At 48.9% G+C, this 19,744-nt stretch carries 21 protein-coding genes; 20 read left to right on the top strand and 1 reads right to left on the bottom strand.

All coding sequences use genetic code 11. The annotated features are described in order from the left end of the window. Window positions 1–5: 5 nt before the first annotated feature. From glyA to PP175_RS24165, 15 genes are all read left to right on the top strand, one after another. The gene (gene glyA, locus PP175_RS24235; RefSeq protein ID WP_272440747.1) at window positions 6–1,250 is read left to right on the top strand and encodes a serine hydroxymethyltransferase; all 1,245 of its coding nucleotides are present in this window, start codon (window positions 6–8) and stop codon (window positions 1,248–1,250) included. Between the two features lie 148 nt (window positions 1,251–1,398). Then, the gene (gene upp / locus PP175_RS24230) at window positions 1,399–2,028 is read left to right on the top strand and encodes a uracil phosphoribosyltransferase (protein ID WP_272440746.1); all 630 of its coding nucleotides are present in this window, start codon (window positions 1,399–1,401) and stop codon (window positions 2,026–2,028) included. A gap of 32 nt (window positions 2,029–2,060) precedes the next feature. Continuing rightward, complete coding sequence (gene wecB, locus PP175_RS24225; RefSeq protein ID WP_272443362.1) at window positions 2,061–3,182, top strand: non-hydrolyzing UDP-N-acetylglucosamine 2-epimerase; 1,122 nt, start codon at window positions 2,061–2,063, stop codon at window positions 3,180–3,182. A gap of 156 nt (window positions 3,183–3,338) precedes the next feature. Further along, the gene (locus tag PP175_RS24220; RefSeq protein WP_272440745.1) at window positions 3,339–6,200 is read left to right on the top strand and encodes a phosphodiester glycosidase family protein; all 2,862 of its coding nucleotides are present in this window, start codon (window positions 3,339–3,341) and stop codon (window positions 6,198–6,200) included. Window positions 6,201–6,307: 107 nt separating this feature from the next. After that, window positions 6,308–7,495, top strand: coding sequence for an acetyl-CoA C-acetyltransferase (locus PP175_RS24215; protein WP_272440744.1), 1,188 nt, complete (start codon window positions 6,308–6,310; stop codon window positions 7,493–7,495). A 260-nt stretch (window positions 7,496–7,755) separates the two neighbouring features. After that, entirely contained in the window at window positions 7,756–7,974 is a 219-nt protein-coding gene (locus PP175_RS24210; protein WP_272440743.1) for an AtpZ/AtpI family protein, read from the top strand. Between the two features lies 1 nt (window position 7,975). Then, window positions 7,976–8,353 (top strand): ATP synthase subunit I, encoded by a 378-nt coding sequence (locus tag PP175_RS24205; RefSeq protein WP_272440742.1) that lies wholly within the window; start codon window positions 7,976–7,978, stop codon window positions 8,351–8,353. Window positions 8,354–8,380: 27 nt separating this feature from the next. Next, on the top strand, window positions 8,381–9,172 hold the full coding sequence (gene atpB / locus PP175_RS24200) for a F0F1 ATP synthase subunit A (protein WP_272440741.1): 792 nt from the start codon (window positions 8,381–8,383) through the stop codon (window positions 9,170–9,172). 63 nt (window positions 9,173–9,235) lie between these two features. Continuing rightward, a complete protein-coding gene (atpE, locus tag PP175_RS24195) occupies window positions 9,236–9,457 on the top strand; it encodes a F0F1 ATP synthase subunit C (RefSeq protein ID WP_272443361.1) in 222 nt (73 codons plus the stop codon). A 125-nt stretch (window positions 9,458–9,582) separates the two neighbouring features. Next, the gene (atpF, locus tag PP175_RS24190; protein WP_272440740.1) at window positions 9,583–10,083 is read left to right on the top strand and encodes a F0F1 ATP synthase subunit B; all 501 of its coding nucleotides are present in this window, start codon (window positions 9,583–9,585) and stop codon (window positions 10,081–10,083) included. Further along, window positions 10,080–10,619 (top strand): F0F1 ATP synthase subunit delta, encoded by a 540-nt coding sequence (locus PP175_RS24185; RefSeq protein WP_272440739.1) that lies wholly within the window; start codon window positions 10,080–10,082, stop codon window positions 10,617–10,619. The genes atpF and PP175_RS24185 overlap by 4 nt, the downstream gene beginning before the upstream one ends. A 20-nt stretch (window positions 10,620–10,639) precedes the next feature. Beyond that, a complete protein-coding gene (atpA, locus tag PP175_RS24180) occupies window positions 10,640–12,151 on the top strand; it encodes a F0F1 ATP synthase subunit alpha (protein ID WP_272440738.1) in 1,512 nt (503 codons plus the stop codon). Window positions 12,152–12,221: 70 nt separating this feature from the next. After that, window positions 12,222–13,082 carry an ATP synthase F1 subunit gamma gene (gene atpG / locus PP175_RS24175; protein WP_272440737.1) on the top strand — a complete coding sequence of 287 codons (861 nt, stop codon included), beginning with the start codon at window positions 12,222–12,224 and terminating at the stop codon, window positions 13,080–13,082. Between the two features lie 24 nt (window positions 13,083–13,106). Further along, complete coding sequence (atpD, locus tag PP175_RS24170) at window positions 13,107–14,507, top strand: F0F1 ATP synthase subunit beta (protein ID WP_272440736.1); 1,401 nt, start codon at window positions 13,107–13,109, stop codon at window positions 14,505–14,507. A gap of 31 nt (window positions 14,508–14,538) precedes the next feature. Next, entirely contained in the window at window positions 14,539–14,946 is a 408-nt protein-coding gene (locus PP175_RS24165) for a F0F1 ATP synthase subunit epsilon (RefSeq protein ID WP_272440735.1), read from the top strand. Window positions 14,947–15,271: 325 nt separating this feature from the next. Here PP175_RS24165 and PP175_RS24160 read toward each other — a convergent pair whose 3' ends face one another. After that, the gene (locus tag PP175_RS24160; RefSeq protein ID WP_272440734.1) at window positions 15,272–15,757 is read right to left on the bottom strand and encodes a low molecular weight protein-tyrosine-phosphatase; all 486 of its coding nucleotides are present in this window, start codon (window positions 15,755–15,757) and stop codon (window positions 15,272–15,274) included. A gap of 190 nt (window positions 15,758–15,947) precedes the next feature. Here PP175_RS24160 and PP175_RS24155 point away from each other — a divergent pair, with 190 nt between their 5' ends. From PP175_RS24155 to nuoH, 5 genes are read left to right on the top strand one after another with little or no spacing between them, the layout of a single operon-like run. After that, window positions 15,948–16,316: an NADH-quinone oxidoreductase subunit A gene (locus PP175_RS24155; RefSeq protein WP_272440733.1), complete on the top strand. Its 369-nt coding sequence runs from the start codon at window positions 15,948–15,950 to the stop codon at window positions 16,314–16,316. Continuing rightward, the gene (locus PP175_RS24150; RefSeq protein ID WP_272440732.1) at window positions 16,307–16,822 is read left to right on the top strand and encodes a NuoB/complex I 20 kDa subunit family protein; all 516 of its coding nucleotides are present in this window, start codon (window positions 16,307–16,309) and stop codon (window positions 16,820–16,822) included. Before PP175_RS24155 ends, PP175_RS24150 begins: the two co-directional genes overlap by 10 nt. Then, window positions 16,822–17,613, top strand: coding sequence for an NADH-quinone oxidoreductase subunit C (locus tag PP175_RS24145; RefSeq protein WP_272440731.1), 792 nt, complete (start codon window positions 16,822–16,824; stop codon window positions 17,611–17,613). Before PP175_RS24150 ends, PP175_RS24145 begins: the two co-directional genes overlap by 1 nt. A 4-nt stretch (window positions 17,614–17,617) precedes the next feature. Continuing rightward, the gene (locus tag PP175_RS24140) at window positions 17,618–18,739 is read left to right on the top strand and encodes an NADH-quinone oxidoreductase subunit D (RefSeq protein WP_272440730.1); all 1,122 of its coding nucleotides are present in this window, start codon (window positions 17,618–17,620) and stop codon (window positions 18,737–18,739) included. Continuing rightward, window positions 18,739–19,740: an NADH-quinone oxidoreductase subunit NuoH gene (gene nuoH / locus PP175_RS24135; RefSeq protein ID WP_272440729.1), complete on the top strand. Its 1,002-nt coding sequence runs from the start codon at window positions 18,739–18,741 to the stop codon at window positions 19,738–19,740. Before PP175_RS24140 ends, nuoH begins: the two co-directional genes overlap by 1 nt. Window positions 19,741–19,744 lie beyond the last annotated feature (4 nt).

Genomic DNA, 19,744 nt, shown 5'->3' with positions numbered 1-19,744 from the left:
GAGAAATGATTGAACATGTAAAAAGACAGGACAAGGAAGTAGCAAAAGCAATTGAGTTGGAACTCGGACGCCAGCGGAGCAAGATTGAGCTTATCGCCTCCGAAAACTTTGTCAGCGAAGCTGTTATGGAAGCCATGGGAACCGTCCTCACGAATAAATATGCGGAAGGTTATCCAGGCAAACGCTATTACGGCGGCTGTGAGTATGTAGATATTGTCGAGAATATCGCAAGAGACAGAGCCAAACAGCTTTTCGGCGCGGAGCATGCTAACGTCCAGCCGCACTCGGGTGCACAGGCCAATATGGCTGTTTATTTCTCCGTTCTGGAACCGGGTGATACCGTCCTTGGCATGAACTTATCGCATGGTGGCCATCTAACACACGGAAGCCCGGTAAACTTCTCCGGTAAACTGTACAATTTCGTTGAATATGGTGTGGATAAAGACACCCAGGTGCTTGATTATGACGATATCCGCAGAAAAGCGGAAGAGCATAAACCAAAAATGATCGTAGCGGGGGCAAGCGCATATCCCCGGTTTATAGATTTTGAAAAATTGTCTGACATCGCAAAAAGCGTAGGCGCCTATCTGATGGTGGACATGGCCCATATCGCCGGCCTAATTGCAACCGGACATCATCCGAATCCGGTTCCGCATGCAGATTTCGTGACAACCACAACCCATAAAACCCTGCGCGGACCACGTGGCGGGATGATTCTCTGCAAAGAAGAATATGCGAAGGCTGTTGATAAATCCATCTTCCCGGGCGTTCAGGGTGGCCCGTTGATGCATGTAATCGCCGCAAAAGCGGTCGCTTTTGGCGAGGCGCTGCAGCCGGAATTTAAAGACTACTCCGCCCGCATCATCGCCAATGCCAAGCAACTGGCTGAGTCGCTCACTGAAGAAGGATTTACGCTCATTTCAGGCGGTACCGATAACCACCTGTTGCTTGTAGATGTACGCAATCTTAACCTGACCGGGAAAGATGCTGAACATCTGCTGGATGAAGTCGGGATTACCTGCAATAAGAACACCATTCCGTTTGACCCGGCAAGCCCATTTGTGACAAGCGGTATCCGCATCGGAACACCCGCTGTGACAACCCGCGGGTTTGATCAGGAAGCTATGAAAGAAGTAGCGGCCATCATGGCGCTGACACTGAAAAATCCACAGGACCAACAAAAACAGCAGGAAGCCGCCAACCGCGTTGCTGCCCTCTGTGAGAAGTTCCCGATGTATCCTGGCATCTAATTTTATCTTTTCTTGTTTGCTGTCCACCCGCTCTTACCGATGAGTCAAACCGGTAAGGGCGGGTATTTTTAATTGTTATGTATCTACTCCCACATTTGATATAATATAACGCAGTGTAGATTTTCATATTGAACAGGAGGCCTGTAAGGTGGGTAAAGTATATGTGTTTGACCATCCGTTAATTCAGCATAAGCTATCGTATATTCGTGATAAAAATACCGGAACAAAAGAGTTCCGTGAACTTGTAGATGAAGTGGCCATGCTGATGGCATACGAAATAACCCGTGAAATGCCGCTCGAGGAAGTCGTGATTGAGACGCCGGTTACGACTTGCAAAACCAATGTGATTTCCGGGAAGAAGCTTGGTCTTGTACCGATTCTGCGCGCCGGACTTGGCATGGTGGATGGAATGCTTAAGCTTATTCCAGCTGCCAAAGTTGGACATGTTGGTTTGTACCGTGACCCGGAAACGCTTGAACCGGTTGAGTACTACGTTAAACTTCCAAGCGACATTCAGGACCGGGAACTGATCGTGATCGATCCGATGCTCGCAACGGGCGGTTCGGCAGCTGCGGCGATTACCGCGCTGAAAAAACGGGGAGCTCTTAACCTGAAGCTCATGTGCCTTATCGCAGCGCCAGAAGGAATTGAGCGCCTTCAGCAGGCCCACCCTGATATTGACCTGTATGTTGCTGCAGTGGACGAGCAGTTGAACGATCACGGCTATATTGTTCCGGGCCTTGGTGATGCAGGTGATCGCCTGTTTGGTACGAAGTAATTGAGGAGGAAACTTTCGTGGCTAAAAAAATTATGACAGTGTTTGGCACGCGCCCGGAAGCCATTAAGATGGCACCGCTCGTACACCAATTACGCCAGTATCCCGAACTCGAACCGTTTGTCTGTGTGACCGCCCAGCACCGGCAAATGCTGGATCAGGTACTGGATATCTTCTCCATCACCCCTGATGCTGATTTGAATGTAATGAAAGACAGGCAGACCCTTACCCAGATTACCACGAGGGTTCTAGAAGGACTGGATAACGTAATGAAGGAAGTTAAGCCGGATATGGTCCTCGTACACGGGGATACAACGACAACCTTTGCCGCCAGCCTAGCCGCTCTGTATAACCAAATTCCCGTTGGGCACGTGGAAGCAGGCCTGCGTACGTGGAATAAGTATTCGCCTTATCCTGAAGAGATGAACCGCCAGTTAACCGGCGTGATTTCTGATCTTCATTTTTCCCCGACCGCCCAGTCTGCGAATAATCTAAGGCAGGAAAATAAACCGGAGAGTTCCATCTACATAACAGGAAACACGGTAATTGATGCCCAGAAGACAACGGTGCAGAAAGATTACAGGCATCCCATTCTGGAGGAATTTGCAGGGAAAAGGCTGGTTCTGGTGACCGCCCACCGCCGTGAGAATTTAGGGGAGCCCATGGCGCGTATGTTCCGGGCGATCCGCAGGCTTGTTGATAAGCATGAGGATATTGCGGTGGTGTACCCGGTGCATTTGAATCCGCTTGTTCAGGAAGCGGCTGAGAAATTCCTTGGTAACCACGAGCGCATTCGCCTCATTGATCCACTCGATGTGATCGATTTTCATAATTTTATGTCCCGTTCCTATTTAATCCTGACCGATTCGGGCGGCGTGCAGGAAGAAGCGCCTGCTTTTGGCGTGCCTGTACTTGTTCTGCGGGATACGACTGAGCGCCCCGAGGGAATCGCCGCAGGAACGCTCAAACTTGCAGGAACGGATGAAGAGAAAATTTACGCGCTTGCCGATGAACTGCTATCCAGCGAGCAAGCTTATGAGAAGATGGCCAAGGCCGCTAACCCGTACGGGGACGGGGAAGCATCCCGCCGCATTTGCGAGGCGATTTTACATCACTTCGGGCTGCGCAGCGAACGGCCTACACCTTTTAGAGTTTAAAAAAAGTATAGTAAAACATCAGAACCATGCGGGTCTCACCAGGCCGCGCATGGTTTTTTATTTTAAGTATGGTTTCGTAAATGAAACAATTCCCTGTTTTTGGCGTCTAAGTAAATGGTGCAATAGAGACAAAAAACAGAGGAGGAATCAAACAGGATGAGCAGGGCTTTACGAAGGACGTTTGCCACGTTTCTTGCTATAACAATGATCATTGCGCTGCAAATGCCAGCCATCGGCCAAGCCGCGGACCTTTCATTAACTGAAACTTCTTCATCACCGCTTGGTGAAGGAACGACACTGCACGAGTACAGGGCTTCTGTTGGGGGAAAGACATCCCTCGTTCATGTAACAACGGTTGATTTACATAACCAGTACGTCCAGGTCGGACCTGTGTATGGCACAGCCGGCAAGCTGACGAACAAACAAACGGTGAAAGGAATGGCGGATGAGCGGGGAGCAGTGGCAGCGGTTAATGCTGACTTTTTCCGAATGGACCGCAAAGGTGCGCCGTTTGGCATTGTTCTCGACAAAGGAAAACTTGTGTCCTCCATGGGGAAAATCAACAACTGGTATTCGTTTGGAATTTTAAACGATAACACGGCCATCGTTGCCCACATGAATTTTCAGGGAACACTTGAAACGCCTGATGGCGCAACGAGTGACATCATGGGTGTCAACAAGGAAGAATACAATCCGACCAATGACAAAAGCCATTTAGGCAAAATTAATTTGTACACAAGCGATTTTGGCACGACCAGCCTTGGCGCTATCAAAGGGTATGAAAGTGCGGTAGAAATGCTTGTGGTGGATGACCACGTATCTGATATTCGCATCGGAAACCCTGGCTATACCATTCCGTCAAATGGCTATGTGCTGTGGGGCGACGGAGCAGGGAAGCAGTTTCTGCTTGATCACCTCCACATCGGCGATGCAGTAAAAACGACTCTCCAGACAACGCCCGATGTTGCGTTGGGGGATCGCAGCCTTGTCAGTGCTGTAGGCGGCAACATGCTGCTTGTCAAAGATGGACAGGCCCTAACCAACATTCCTTCAGACAATATTGCGGGACTTGTGGCGAGAACAGCATTTGGCGTATCACAAGACGGAAAAACGCTCTATATCGTGGCTGTGGAAAGCTCCAGCCGCAGCACAGGGATGACACTTGATACACTGGCGCAGCTTCTCCAGCAGCTTGGTGCGTACAACGCGGCCAACTTTGACGGAGGCGGTTCAACCACGATGGTTGCGCGCTACCCGGGAGATAAGCAGACGACTCTGCTTAACACACCTGCAGCAGGTGCAATGAGGCAGGTGCCTACCGGTCTGGCAGTATTCAATACGGCGCCTCCGGGGGATTTTGCTAACTTCCTGTATACGACGAATGGAAAGACTACGCTTGGAAAATCGCTTCCCATAACAGTCAAGGCGTATGATACACACTACAACCCATTCGACCTGAATCCGTCTAATATAACCTGGTCAGCTGATCCGGCTGACGGGACATTCACAGGGAATGTATTTACGCCGAAACGAAGCGGCCAAATCAAGATAACCGGCGAGTATAAAGGACTGAAAAAAGACCTTACTCTTACGGTAGCGAATATTCCGGATGTTCAGGATCTTGTGGTTAATCCGTCTCCGGTTGCCGTGGACCCCAACGGCCAGGTAACTTTCTCGGTGGCGCTTAAAACCAAATCCGGTGATCTTATTCCTGCGACACAGGATATGATCAAAGCATCTGTATCTCCGGATTTAGGGATTGTCAGCGGCTTCACCTTTACTGCAGGCAGCGAGCAAAAAACGGGTTCAATGCAGGTTCAGTATGGTTCCATTACCCGCAATGTACCGGTAATAATCGGGACGATGTGGTCATCGTGGAACGCTGCAAATGCCTTATCGAATCCAACTTACACAACAACACCGGCCTCTCTTGCCCCACAGGGTTCTTTCCGGCTCACCACAGGCGATGAACCGGTGAACGGCTCTACTAAAGCGCTGCGCCTGCAATACAGCTATGCGGGTGCTCCCAACACATCCATGCGGTTTGCGTACGGGAACTTTGGGACAGCGGGTGTGACTTTGCCAGGGCAGCCCCTTGGCATAAAGCTATCAGTTAACGGGGATAACAGCGGCCACTGGCTGCGTGCCCAGTTAGCCGATGCCAGCGGCCAGATTTATTATGTGGATTTAGCCAAACAAATTGACTGGTCTGGATGGAAAGAAGTACAAGGACAGTTTCCGTCCGGTATGAAATATCCGGTTGCACTACGGAGCCTTTACGTGGTGGACCAGGAGGATTCTACGCTTTCTGAGCAGGGCACGCTTTACTTTGACAGCTTCGCGCTTAAGTATCCAAATAGCCCGGCGCCAGCGCCCGCCCCTGCGCCAACGCCAGTGCCTGCTCCGGCACCTAAACCGGTACCTGCACCAACCCCGGTGCCGCCCAAACAGGATGGTCCGGGAAATAGCAGTGCGGCCTTTTCCGATTTAAAGGGTCACTGGGCAGAAGCAACGGTCATGAATATGTTCAAAAAAGGAATTGTCAGCGGGATCTCTGCCAACAAAATGGGGCCAAACCTTCCGGTAACACGCGGCCAGTTCGTTGTGTTTATGGATCGGGCTTTTGGCTGGACCAAAGGCAAAGCGCCGTCAGGAAAGCTGTCTTTTAAAGATTCTATTCCAGCGTACGCCCAGGCTTCTGTTCAGGCTGCTGTAAGCAAGAAGATTATCTCCGGCATGACAGACGGTACTTTCCAAGCTGACAAGCCGATCACCCGGGCCGAGATGGCTGTCATTATGTACAATGCACTCAAGCAGGGATATGGTACGGATCATTCGCCATCCGCAAGTGTATCTTCTTACAAAGACTTCGCGTCGATTCCTGCATATGCACGCAGCAAAGTACAGTATTTAACGCAGAGAGGTTTTGTTTACGGTTCGGAAGGAATGTTCCATCCGCAGAACTCTGCCACCCGGGCCGAGGCGTTGGTTATACTTAACAGGCTTTTGAATGACTAAGGCTAATTTTCTAAAATTTTAGCAGGATTGGGTACAACATTGTCGAATATAGTACGGGTAATTCTCAATTTTTACAAAAAAAAGTGTGGAGAGAGGGAGTCGTCTATATGAATCAACGAGATGTTGTAATCGTGAGTGCTGTTCGTACTGCTATGGGAAGCTTTATGGGATCCCTAGGTAATATTCCTGCTGTGGAGCTTGGCGCCATCGTCATCAAGGAAGCTTTAAACCGCGCCGGTGTAGCAGGGGATCAGGTAGACGAAGTGATTATGGGCAACGTGCTGCAGGCAGGAACAGGTCAGGGTCCGGCTCGCCAGGCTGCAATGAAGGCTGGCCTGCCTCAGGAAGTTTCCTCTATGGCGATCAATAAGCTGTGCGGGTCAGGCTTAAAGGCTGTTCACCTGGCAGCGCAAGCTATCGCAGTTGGAGAAGCAGATATCGTAGTCGCAGGCGGAATGGAAAATATGAGCTTAGCTCCGTATCTTCTGCCGAAAGCCCGTACAGGTTTCCGCATGGGCGACCAAACCGTGCAGGACAGCATGCTGACAGACGGCTTAATCTGCGCTTTTAACAATTACCATATGGGGATTACCGCTGAAAATATTTGCGAGCAGTATGGCTTGTCCCGTGAAGAACAGGACGAATTTGCTGCATGGAGCCAGCAAAAGACCGAGGCGGCTATTAAAGAAGGCAAATTTAAAGACGAGATTGTTCCGGTTCAAATTCCGCAGCGCAAAGGTGACCCGGTTATTTTTGATACGGATGAATTCCCGCGTGCAGGCGTTACAGCTGGGCAGCTGGGCAAGCTGAAACCAGCTTTTAAGAAGGATGGCTCCGTTACGGCAGGCAATGCATCCGGTATCAATGATGGGGCCGCCGCGCTCGTGCTGATGAGCAGGGAACGCGCTGAAGCGATGGGCATTAAGCCGATGGCTGTTATTAAAGCGAACGCAAGCGCCGGGGTCGATCCGAAGATCATGGGTATCGGGCCAGTGCCGGCTACGAAGAAAGCCCTCGAAAAAGCCGGACTGTCCATTGAGGATATTGACCTGGTTGAAGCTAATGAAGCTTTTGCCGCTCAATCGCTTGCAGTAGGCCGCGATCTTGGCATTCCGCGCGAGAAACTGAATGTGAACGGTGGCGCGATCGCTCTGGGACACCCAATTGGAGCAAGCGGTGCACGCATTCTTGTCACGCTGCTGCATGAAATGAAGAAGCAGGGGCTTAAGCGCGGTTTGGCCACCCTTTGCATCGGCGGCGGACAGGGTGTTTCTACCATTGTTGAAATGGAGTAAATCTTAGATGTGTCAAGGTTAAAAATGCAGCGGGGCGGGATAAACTATGCGTAAACCCCTGGTTATGTCGAAATAGTGACAAAGCCTTTTCAACTTGTTGACAAACAATAAATGCTTAAGTACTATGGTTAGGGGCAATGTTAAAACTAACAAAAAGGTTGCATTGTCCCTGACTATTTTTTTGAATTTTGCTGTCTGCTTTTGGAAACCGCTTTTACAATAACAGGTATAATCCTGAGATGATGGCGGGGGGAAGAACAGTGAACCAGAACAAGAACGGACCGATGCGCGCTTTTGCGCTGGTCGGAACAATAGGGATAGAGATGGCTATCTCTGTATTGTGCGGTTTCTGGGCGGGGCGCTGGCTTGATGGGTGGCTCCACACAGCACCGTGGTTTTTGCTTGCCGGTATTTTGCTCGGTCTTGCGCTGGGAATCACCGGGATCCTCTTCCTGATCAAACAGTTTTTTGGAGAGTGACATGGAAGAGTTTATTGCCTCATTCAAGCAGATTTGGCGCATCACCTTTATATTGTTCGCAGCCATTGTACTGCTGTGGGTTTTTATGCCGCAGCGCGTCTTTTTCCAGGGTTTGATTTTAGGTGTGCTGGTAAGTATACTGAATGGGCTGATTCTTTATATCAAGACTTTGCAGGCTGGAGAAGCCGCAGTAACACCGGGTAAACGGGCTAAGGGCCTGGGAATGCTTCAGAGGGTGCTACTCGCGGGCTTTGCTATTTATGCTGCAAACAAGCTGCCCCACTATTTTTCTGTTTATGGGGTTTTAATCGGACTTTTTGCGGTGCAGCTGGTGACCTTATTTCATGCTATCTCTCAATATGTTTCTATAAAAAAATAAAAAGAATGAAAGGGGTGAAATAGAGAAATGGAACATTTTCCTCCGTCAATAACGATAGCCGGTCTGGTATTTGATATCTCCACCGTGATTATGTCTGTCTTTACCGCCCTGTTAGTCCTCTTGATTGTCTGGATTTCGACCAGAAATATGTCCGCAGGTGTACCACGAGGCTGGCAAAATTTCTTCGAATGGGTCATTGACTTTGTGCGTGGGATTGCAGGCCAGTTTATGGACGCGAAAACAAGTACGAAGTTTATAACCCTCGCAATTACGCTTTTCCTCTATATATTTATTGGAAATCAGCTTGGCGTAATGGCCAACTTTACCACAGCATATACCGCACCAAATCCCGCTATCGGTCTGACACAGGAACAATTTGCCAAGCATGCGCATGTTGTAGTTGAGCATGGGCAGAATGTAAGAGAGGTAACAGTGGCATGGTTTAAATCACCAACCGCTTCACCAAGTGTTACGTTCGGCCTTGCTTTTATGGTTCTTATTTATGCACACATCCTAGGGATTCGTAAAGACCCCGGCGGATATGTTAAGCATTATTTTGAACCTCAGCCATGGATGGTTATCCTTCATGTCATGGAGGAATTTATCATCAAACCGCTGACACTGCCATTGCGACTATTTGGTAACATTTTTGCAGGTGAGGTACTCATTGCATTCCTGCTTGCCGGTTCCGTAGCAGCTGTAACTCTGCCGCTAATCGTCTGGCTTGGCTACTCCGTTTTTGTTGGCGCTGTACAAGCCTACATCTTTACTACTCTTACTTTGGTTTACATTTCACAGAAAGTTGTGGATGATCACTAGAGCGGAAGCTCGGTTACTAAAATTATTTTATATATCTTGAGGAGGAAATCATAAATGCATACAATGGATTTCGCTATTGCAGTAGGTTTAATTTTCGGTCTCGCCGCTGTTGGCGCAGGTATCGGTAACGGTCTTGTTGTATCCCGTACAATTGAAGGGGTTGCACGCCAGCCAGAAGCTCGTGGTTCTCTGATGGGTCTTATGTTCCTTGGTCTTGGTCTGGTAGAGGCCCTGCCGATCATCGCGGTTGCTATTGGTTTCATGGTATTCGGCCGACTTGGCTAATTGTAAAGAACAATAAAACGTTAACCTTAGTGGTTGAACTTTAGCCGGGCGGGGACTATCATCCTTCGCCTTCCCTTTTGTACTGAAACAATATCTCCTGCATTGATAGGAAAGGAGTGACAGGTATGTTGGATTTGGGAGGACTCAGAATCGAGTATGGAACGCTGCTGTTCCAGATTGTTCTGTTCTTAATCCTTTTATTCCTTGTTAGCCGCGTCGCGATGAAACCGGCACTGTCTGTATTACAGAAGCGCCAGAACCACATCGCCGATCAAATATCTGCTGCTGAAAAGGCAAATGCTGAAGCTGCGTCTTTACTTGAACAGCAGCGTGCTGAATTAAAGAAAGTCCGTGAGGAAGCACAGGCTATTTTGGACCGTGCGAAGAAGCAGGCGGACATCGAATCACAGGAAATTATTGCTGCCAACCAGGAACGCGCTGAACGAATGATTGAAGATGCAAAAGTCGAGATTAATCGCGAGAAGGACAAAGCGCTCAGTTCGGTGCGCGACCAGGTTGCTGGATTGTCTGTTCTGCTTGCTTCTAAAATTATCGAAAGAGAAATGACAGAAGCACAGCAGCAGGAGACGATTAAGCAGTTTATCGGTCAGGTGGGCCAAGTATGAGTGCTGTTGCAAAACGGTATGCGCGCGCCCTCTTTGATGTAGTCAATGAACATGGCACGCTTGAAGCCACTGAACAGGAACTTGTACAGATTAACGGAATCATCCGTGAGAATACGGAGTTTGAGAACCTTTTGACTCACCCGAAAATCTCTGTGGATGAGAAAAAGAATTTAATCAATCAACTGTTCCAGGGCAAAGTGTCTGACATCACGTTGAATTTTGTCAACCTGCTTATTGAGCGGGGACGCGAGCATGAACTTGGACAAGTGACGGCTACTTTTACGGAACTATCGAATGAAACACGCGGGCTGGCAGATGCTATTGTAACAACAGCCAAACCGTTAACGGAAGAAGAAATAAAGCAGCTTGCCGATAGTTTCGGCCAGAAGCTAAATAAAACACTGCGTGTAACGACAGTAGTGGACCCCACTATTCTCGGCGGCGTGGTAGTGCGAATCGGAAACCGCCTGTATGATGGCTCCATTAAAGGCAAACTGGATCGGTTTACGCAGCAAATTAAGCAAGCCCAAGTATGATAGATAGGGGTGAACCATAAGTGAGTGCAATCAGACCTGATGAGATTAGTTCTCTAATTAAACAGCAGATTGAAAGATATAAATCAGACATCGAAGTTGTGGATGTGGGTACTGTAGTCCAAATTGGTGACGGTATTGCCCGCGTGCACGGTTTAGATAATGTTATGGCCGGTGAACTTCTTGAGTTCTCAAACGGCATTATGGGTTTGGCCCAAAACCTTGATGAGGACAATGTAGGTGCGGTAATTCTTGGACCTTACACAGCAATTCGCGAAGGTGACCAGGTAAAACGCACAGGCCGCATTATGGAAGTTCCTGTAGGGGAAGCCATGCTCGGCCGGGTTGTAAACCCGCTTGGCCAGCCAATCGATGGGTTAGGCCCAATTGAAACAACACACTTCCGCCCGATTGAAAGTCCTGCACCGGGTGTAATGGCCCGTAAATCGGTACATGAACCGCTGCAAACAGGTATTAAAGCAATCGATGCTATGGTCCCGATTGGCCGTGGCCAGCGCGAGCTTATTATCGGTGACCGTCAAACAGGTAAAACAGCCATCGCCCTTGACACGATCATCAACCAGAAGGGCAAGAACATGGTATGTATCTATGTGGCGATTGGACAAAAGCAATCAACAGTTGCCGGCGTTGTGGAAACCCTCCGCAAACATGGTGCTCTAGATTATACAATTATAGTATCCGCTACCGCTTCTGATCCGGCTCCGCTCCTCTATCTTGCACCATATACAGGTGTATCGATTGGTGAGTACTTCATGTACAATGGCGGACATGTTCTGTGCGTATACGATGACCTCTCCAAACAGGCTGCCGCATACCGCGAGCTTTCCTTACTGCTCCGCCGTCCTCCAGGCCGTGAAGCATATCCAGGGGACGTGTTCTACCTGCATAGCCGCCTGTTAGAGCGTGCAGCTAAATTAAGCGATGATCTTGGCGGCGGTTCTTTAACGGCACTGCCTTTCATTGAAACCCAGGCAGGAGACGTATCTGCCTACATTCCAACGAACGTTATTTCGATTACAGACGGACAGATCTTCCTTGAAGCAGACCTGTTCCACGCAGGCCAGCGTCCGGCTGTAAACACCGGTATCTCTGTATCACGCGTAGGTGGATCTGCGCAGATTAAGGCTATGAAGAAGGTCGCCGGTTCTCTGAAGCTTGAACTTGCCCAGTATCGTGAACTGCAGGCGTTTGCGCAGTTCGGTTCCGACCTGGATAAGGCTACCCAGGCGACATTAAATCGCGGCGCCCGCATGACTGAAATTATGAAGCAAAGCCAATTCGACCCAATGGCGGTTGAGAAGCAGGTTGTTTCGATTTATGCGGTAACGAAAGGCTTTTTGGACGACATTCCTGTTGAAGATGTTCGCCGCTTCGAAAAAGAATTGCTTTCTTATTTTGAGCACAACAAAAAAGATTTGCTCGATACGATCGCAAATACGAAGGGATTACCACCTGAAGACCAGTTGAAAGCAGCAATTGAAGACTTCAAAAAGGGCTTCGCAGTCTCCGAGTAAAGGAACATGGTCAGCTCCATTGGCGGCCGCTAATGGAACGTTACTAAGGATGAAAAGGTGGTGAATCCAATTGGCTGGAGGAATTCGTGAAATAAAGCAGCGCATCAAAAGCACGCAGAACACACGGAAGATTACCAGAGCGATGAAAATGGTAGCGGCGGCAAAACTTCGCCGCGCCCAGGAACGTGCCGAGGCTTCCCTTCCGTATGCTGAAAAAATGCGCGAGGTTGTGATGAGTATTGCGGCAGGCGCTAAGGGTGTCAAGCACCCCATGCTGCAAAGCCGCCCGGTGAAGAAAACCGGTTATGTCGTCATTACCTCAGACCGTGGACTTGCGGGGGGCTACAACAGTAATATTCTGCGCATGGTTACCCGCACGATCGCTGAGCGTCATCAGAACAAAGATGAATACACCATCATCATACTCGGGCGGAAAGGCCGCGATTTCTTTAAAAGGCGTGGCTATCCGATTAGCGAGGAGTATGTGAATATACCTGACTCCCCGAATTTCGCCGACATCAAAACTGTCACGCGTAAAGCAATTGGAATGTTTGCGGATGGCGAAATTGATGAACTCTATGTTGTTTATAACAAATTTATCAGCGCAATTCAGCAGGATCCAACCGAACTGCGTCTGCTTCCTCTTGGTGACGTAGAAAAAGTGGACAACTCAACGGTATATGATTTTGAGCCGTCTGCTGGTGAAGTTCTTGCCGATTTGCTGCCAAAATATGCAGAAACATTAATTTTCAGCGCGCTGCTTGATGCAAAAGCAAGCTTCCAGGGGGCGCAAATGACGGCGATGGGCAATGCTACGGATAACGCTTCGGAGATGATCGAACGCTATACGCTGTTCTATAATCGTGCCCGCCAGGCTGCAATTACACAGGAAATTGCCGAGATCGTAGGCGGAGCGAACGCGCTGCAATAGGTCGAAGAGACAGGAGGGAAACAAATGAATAAGGGACGCATCCTTTCAGTAACAGGCCCGGTTGTTGACGTTGAATTCGACCGTGGAAACCTGCCTGATATCTATAATGCGCTTAGAATTAATCAATCACTTGAGAACGGAAGAACCATTGATCTTACGCTTGAAGTTGCACTTCACCTGGGAGACAATGCAGTACGGACTGTCGCGATGTCTTCCACCGATGGGCTTGTTCGCGGTATGGAAGTTGTTGATACAGGTGCCCCTATCTCTGTACCGGTAGGGGAGGCAACCCTTGGGCGCGTATTTAACGTACTGGGTGAACCTATCGACTTAAAACCGGCTCCAGAAGGTGTACAACGGGATCCGATTCACCGCCGTCCACCGGCTTTTGAAGAGCAGTCTACAGCCGATGAAGTGCTTGAAACAGGAATTAAGGTCGTTGACCTGCTCGCCCCGTATGCAAAGGGCGGTAAAATTGGATTGTTCGGTGGTGCGGGTGTAGGCAAAACCGTACTTATTCAGGAACTTATCAATAACATAGCACAGGAGCATGGTGGTTATTCCATCTTTGCTGGTGTAGGGGAACGTACCCGTGAAGGGAATGACCTATACTATGAGATGGTTGACTCCGGCGTTATCGCTAAAACATCCATGGTTTTCGGACAGATGAATGAGCCGCCAGGTGCCCGCCTTCGCGTAGCGCTAACCGGTCTTACAATGGCTGAATATTTCCGTGATGTTGAGGGCCGCGACGTACTTCTCTTCATCGATAATATCTTCCGTTTCACGCAAGCTGGTTCTGAAGTATCCGCGCTTCTCGGCCGTATGCCTTCTGCCGTAGGTTATCAGCCTACGCTTGCGACAGAGATGGGCCAGCTCCAGGAGCGTATTACCTCTACGAAGAAAGGTTCTGTTACATCTATCCAGGCTATCTATGTACCTGCGGATGACTATACAGACCCGGCTCCTGCGACAACTTTTGCCCACTTGGATGCCACAACCAACCTTGACCGTGGTATTTCTGAACTTGGTATTTACCCTGCAGTTGACCCGCTTGCATCTACATCACGTATCCTTTCTCCAGATGTTGTTGGCCAGGAGCACTATGATGTAGCACGCGGCGTGCAGCAAATCCTGCAGCGTTACAAAGAACTTCAGGATATCATCGCCATCCTTGGTATGGACGAATTATCTGATGAAGATAAACAAATTGTTGCCCGTGCACGTAAAGTTCAGCGTTTCATGTCACAGCCGTTCCACGTTGCTGAACAATTCACAGGTTTTCCTGGGAAATATGTCCCGGTTAAAGATACGGTTCGCAGCTTCAAGGAAATTCTTGAGGGCAAACACGATGACCTCCCTGAAGGTGCATTCCTTTACGTTGGAGCGATCGAAGAAGCCGTTGAAAAAGCGAAGAAAATGTAGGTCTACCCTGATGATGGGGAGGGTTTCGTAAATGAATACAATCGCAGTCGAAATCGTTACTCCGGAACGGGTTGTCTACCGCGGCGATGCTCGCATTGTGGTAGCCAAAGGAATCGAAGGGGATCTTGGTATCCTTCCGAACCACATTCCAATGGTTACACCGCTTAAGATTGCCCCTGTCCTGGTTAAGAAGCAAAACGAAAACGATGAAGATGCCATCGCGGTAAGCGGAGGCATCATGGAAGTTCGCAAAGATAAAATCACCATTCTTGCGGAAAGTGCAGAGACAGCAGAAGAAATCGATGTTAGACGTGCAGAGGCCGCGAAAGAACGCGCCGAAAGCCGGCTTTCTAACAAATCTGGCACTGATGTCGACGTGAAGAGAGCAGAAGCTGCACTCCAGCGTGCTGTTACCCGCCTTTCAGCCGCTCGAAAATAATACAGAAGCTCCCGTTTTCCTAAATGGAAATCGGGAGCTTTTTTTGTTCTATTAACAAAATGAACCAATTTGAAATGACTTTTAACACCTAAGAAGTATTTTAAAGACGTTCATATGGGAAAGAAAAACATCCCGAGGCAATGCCAGCTCCTTTCTTTCCCCTAGAGGAGCTTCTGGAACAGAGGGCGAAAAAGACCGGCAACCTGTCTTCTTCATTGAGATACCCAGATAATTTTGCCGGTCCGCCCGCAGTGACAGAAAGCGGCCGAAAAAGCTTCTGCGGGGGAAAGGAGAGAGCGGCATGTCCGCGGTGTTTTTCTGATTCTTATTGAAGGTGGTGTTCACTGATAATGGAATTCAGGAGGTTTTCACATGAGCGATGGATAATGTTATAGGTTTCCTGAAACGCTTCATCACCCTGCGCCCAAGGATCTGGCACATCACCAGATCCTTGCGGGTCGAATTCCCGCAGAAGATGCACATTGCCGCCTGCCTTGCCAAGCTTATGTATATTTGCCTGGTTAGAGGCGTCCATGGCGATGATGTAATCCCATTTAGCTAGATCATCCGCTGTAAATTGTCTGCCGTGCTGGTCTTCCAGAGAAATACCGTGTTTTAACGCGATCCGGCGAGACCCGGGGTCTGGAAGTTGGCCAACATGGTAGTTGGCCGTACCAGCCGAATCAATAATAAATCGATCACTCAGATTTCGTTCCTCAACCATTCTGCGAAAAATGGCTTCTCCTAAAGGGGAACGGCAGATATTCCCCAGGCATACGAATATTATCCGAATTTTATCGTTTGCAGTCATTGTATCACTTCCTTACTAATATAGTAATTTTAAGACGATGATGTTTATATTTTACTATACAAATTAGCCTTAAACATGCTTAGTTACTTCATTAGACACTCTTCTTTTCATCTGTTATAATTGGTTTGAAATTCCCAATTCAAATTTTTTCAACTTATTTTTAGAGTCAAATATTTTGGGGGTAGAGGTAATGACAGCACTATATTCTAACAATTATTTGATTGTTGTCATCTTTCTGTTTCTTGGTGTCCTCCTGCCGGTGGTTGCGCTTACATTTGGACGGCTCTTGCGTCCATATAATCCAACGGAAGAGAAGAGAAAAACCTATGAAAGCGGTGTCGATCCATTTGGTTCCAGCCGTGTCCAGTTTAACGTCAAGTATTATATTTTCGCATTGCTATTTGTCATATTTGACGTCGAAACGGTATTTCTTTATCCATGGGCAGTAGCGTATGACAAGCTAGGTTTGTTTGCCTTAGTAGAAATGCTTATTTTTATAGTCTTACTAGTCATCGGGTTAGTCTATGCCTGGAAGAAGAAGGTGTTAGAATGGAACTGAACTTAGAGGGCATCACCCTGGAAGAGCAAAAAGAGCTTGAGCGCAATGTCTTTTTCAGCACGATTGAACAACTTAAAGCCTGGGCTCGCAGCAACTCAATCTGGCCCCTAACCTTTGGTCTGGCCTGCTGTGCTATCGAAATGATGGGTACAGGCGGCGCCGACTGGGATACAGACCGTTTTGGCGTTATCTACCGGGCATCTCCGCGCCAATCTGACTGTATGATTGTGGCGGGAACGGTAACGAAGAAGATGGCACCGCTCTTAAGGCGCCTGTATGATCAAATGGCTGAACCGAAATGGGTAATCGCTATGGGTTCATGCGCAACTGCGGGTGGACCGTATGTGAGATCTTATGCCGTAGTGAAGGGTGTCGATCAGATCGTTCCGGTTGATGTGTATATTCCCGGATGCCCCCCAAGCCCGCCTGCTCTTATTTATGGAATTAATAAACTCCAGGAAAAAATTCGCTATGAAGCGAAGACCGGAAAGAAGGTGACCGGTTAATGAGTGACGATACGCAGAAACCTACACCGGAAGAGAAAGCAGCCGCCGCCGCAAAAGCGAAAGCAGCCGCCGCTGCCAAGGCTGCAGCAGAAGCAAAACGTAAACGAATGGCAGAGGCCGGGCAAGCAGCTCCGATTGAAAAGGAAGCCACTCAATCAGTAGCAGAGGCCAACGGTGACGCTGATGCCAAAGCGAAGGCCGCCGCTGCAGCCAAGGCGAAAGCCGCAGCAGCCGCTGCCGCGAAAGCAAAAGCAGCCGCCAATGCAGGAACAGGTGCTGGCGATGATGCTGCAGCAGAGCCTAAGAAGCCTTCACCCAATCAACCGGTTCTGGATAAGTTTGTGAAACTAATAACAGATAAGTTAGGGACAGATGCAATACAGAAATCGTATATTAACGAGCTTAGCGAACACATTCCGACTCTGATTGTTCCCCGCGATCAATGGCACAGCGTTGCCCGCCTGCTCCATGACCATGAGGACCTGGCTTTTGACTATCTATCCATGAGCCTCGGCGTTGACTACGAAACGTACATGGAATCTGTCTGCTATCTTTATTCTTATAAACATAATCACAACGTATGTATTAAAGTAACAACAGACCGCGACAATCCGATTGTTCCTTCCGTGACCGATATTTGGGCAGGTGCTGACTGGTTTGAGCGGGAAACATATGACCTTTTGGGCATCACATATGAAGGTCACTATAATCTAAACCGTATTCTCCTGCCTGATGACTGGGTTGGGCATCCGCTCCGTAAAGACTACGTGCAGTATGATGAGGAGGTGTGAGGGGATGGCAGAAGCAACGGATAAGAAATTAAGAACAGAAGAAATGCTCCTTAATGTGGGGCCGCAGCATCCGAGTACCCACGGGGTATTCCGGCTTGTGGTAAAGATTGACGGAGAGACAATAACAGAAGCGATTCCGGTTATCGGTTACCTCCATCGTGGAACGGAGAAACTGGCTGAGGATTTAAACTATACGCAGATTATTCCGTACACGGACCGCATGGATTACCTTGCTGCGATGTCCAACAACTATATGATGGTACATACTGTTGAAACAATGATGGGACTCGAAATTCCCGATTACGCCGAATACCTTCGCATTATTGTACTGGAACTGCAGCGGATAGCCAGCCATCAGGTATGGTTTGGCACGGGCTTGCTTGACCTTGGGGCAATGGGGCCCTTCCTATATGCGTTCCGTGACCGGGAAAAGATCGTCCGCTTCTTCAATGAACTGTGCGGCGCCCGCCTGACATACAACTATATGCGCGTAGGCGGCGTGAAGTGGGATGCGCCTCCAGGCTGGCTTGATAGAGTGCGCGCTTTTATTCCTGAGATGCGCAGGGAGCTCGAAGGCTATCATAAGCTGGTCAGCGGCAACGAAGTATTCCTTAAGCGTGTGAAAGATGTAGGTGTGATCACGAAGGAAGAAGCGATTAACTATTCGCTTAGCGGGGTTTGCCTGCGGTCCACAGGTGTAAACTGGGATCTTAGAAAGAACGCGCCATACTCTCTTTATGACCGCTTTAAATTCGAAGTTCCTGTGTATGATTCCGGTGATTGCTACGCCCGGTACCTGATACGCATGGAGGAGATAGAGCAGTCACTTAACATCGTCGAGCAAGCGCTCGACCAAATCCCGGAAAGCGGCGAAATTATGGCGAAGGTTCCGCGTGTAATACGCGTTCCGGAAGGTGAAGGATTCACCAGAATCGAAGCGCCGCGCGGTGAGATTGGCTGTTACATCTCAAGCAAAGGAAAGGATAAACCGTACCGCATTAAATTCCGCCGCCCTTCATTTGCCAACCTGCAGATCCTTCCCAAGATGCTTAAAGGACAGAACATCGCGGACATGGTAGCTATCCTTGGCAGTATCGATATTGTGCTAGGGGAGGTCGATGGTTAATGGAACAATACTTATCCCAGAATCTTGGTCTGACAAATGGCCTTGTCTTTGTTATTTCAGCGGTTCTTCTGCTGGCGATTGTACTGGGGTTTGTTACGTACTCGATTTACTTCCAGCGTAAGCTTATTGGCTGGATGCAGCTGCGGATTGGCCCCAACCGGGTAGGGCCGCTTGGCCTCCTTCAAACCGTAGCAGACGTTTTAAAGCTGCTGCTTAAAGAGGATATTATTCCAAAGGCCGCGGATAAGCCGCTGTTTATTATTGCGCCGGTCATCGCCTTTATGCCTGCCTTTGGCGTGCTGGCGATTATGCCGTTTACGAAAACCCTGCATTTCGCCGATATGGGAGTAGGGCTGCTGTATTACATCGCGCTTTCCGGCATTACCGTATTAGGTGTAATTAGCGGCGGCTGGGCCTCCAACAATAAATACTCGCTGATTGGAGCTATGCGTTCCGCTGCCCAGATGATTAGCTACGAAATCCCGCTCGTCATGTCAGTAGTTGGCGTGATCCTGCTGTCAGGCAGCCTCAATCTAATCGACATTGTCGAAAAACAGAGACAAATGCACGTATGGTTCTTTATCCCGCAAATTCTCGGCTTTATCATCTTTATTATTGCACAGCTGGCTGAACTAAGCCGGACGCCCTTTGACCTTACTGAAGCAGAATCGGAGCTTGTATCCGGCTATCACACAGAGTACAGCGGCTTCCGCTGGGCGTTCTTCATGCTTACTGAGTATGTCTATATATTTGCAATGGCATCTTTAACTACCGTTCTGTTCCTGGGCGGCTGGCTTCCGCCTTTTGCCTTCTTAAGCTTTATCCCGGGAATCATCTGGTTTATCTTGAAGTTTGGTGCGATTGTCTTCTTTATCTTCTGGCTGCAGGCAACATTCCCGCGGATGCGTGTGGACCAGCTGATGCAGCTTGGCTGGAAGGTCCTGCTTCCGCTGGCGCTGGTCAATATCTTTATCACCGCCATTGCCAAAACGTTTCTGTAGGAGG

Origin of the sequence: Aneurinibacillus sp. Ricciae_BoGa-3, assembly GCF_028421645.1 — a bacterium.
Lineage (GTDB): Bacteria > Bacillota > Bacilli > Aneurinibacillales > Aneurinibacillaceae > Aneurinibacillus_B.
Note: the sequence above shows the minus strand (reverse complement) of the source record. Positions and strands in the feature narration are given on the sequence as shown.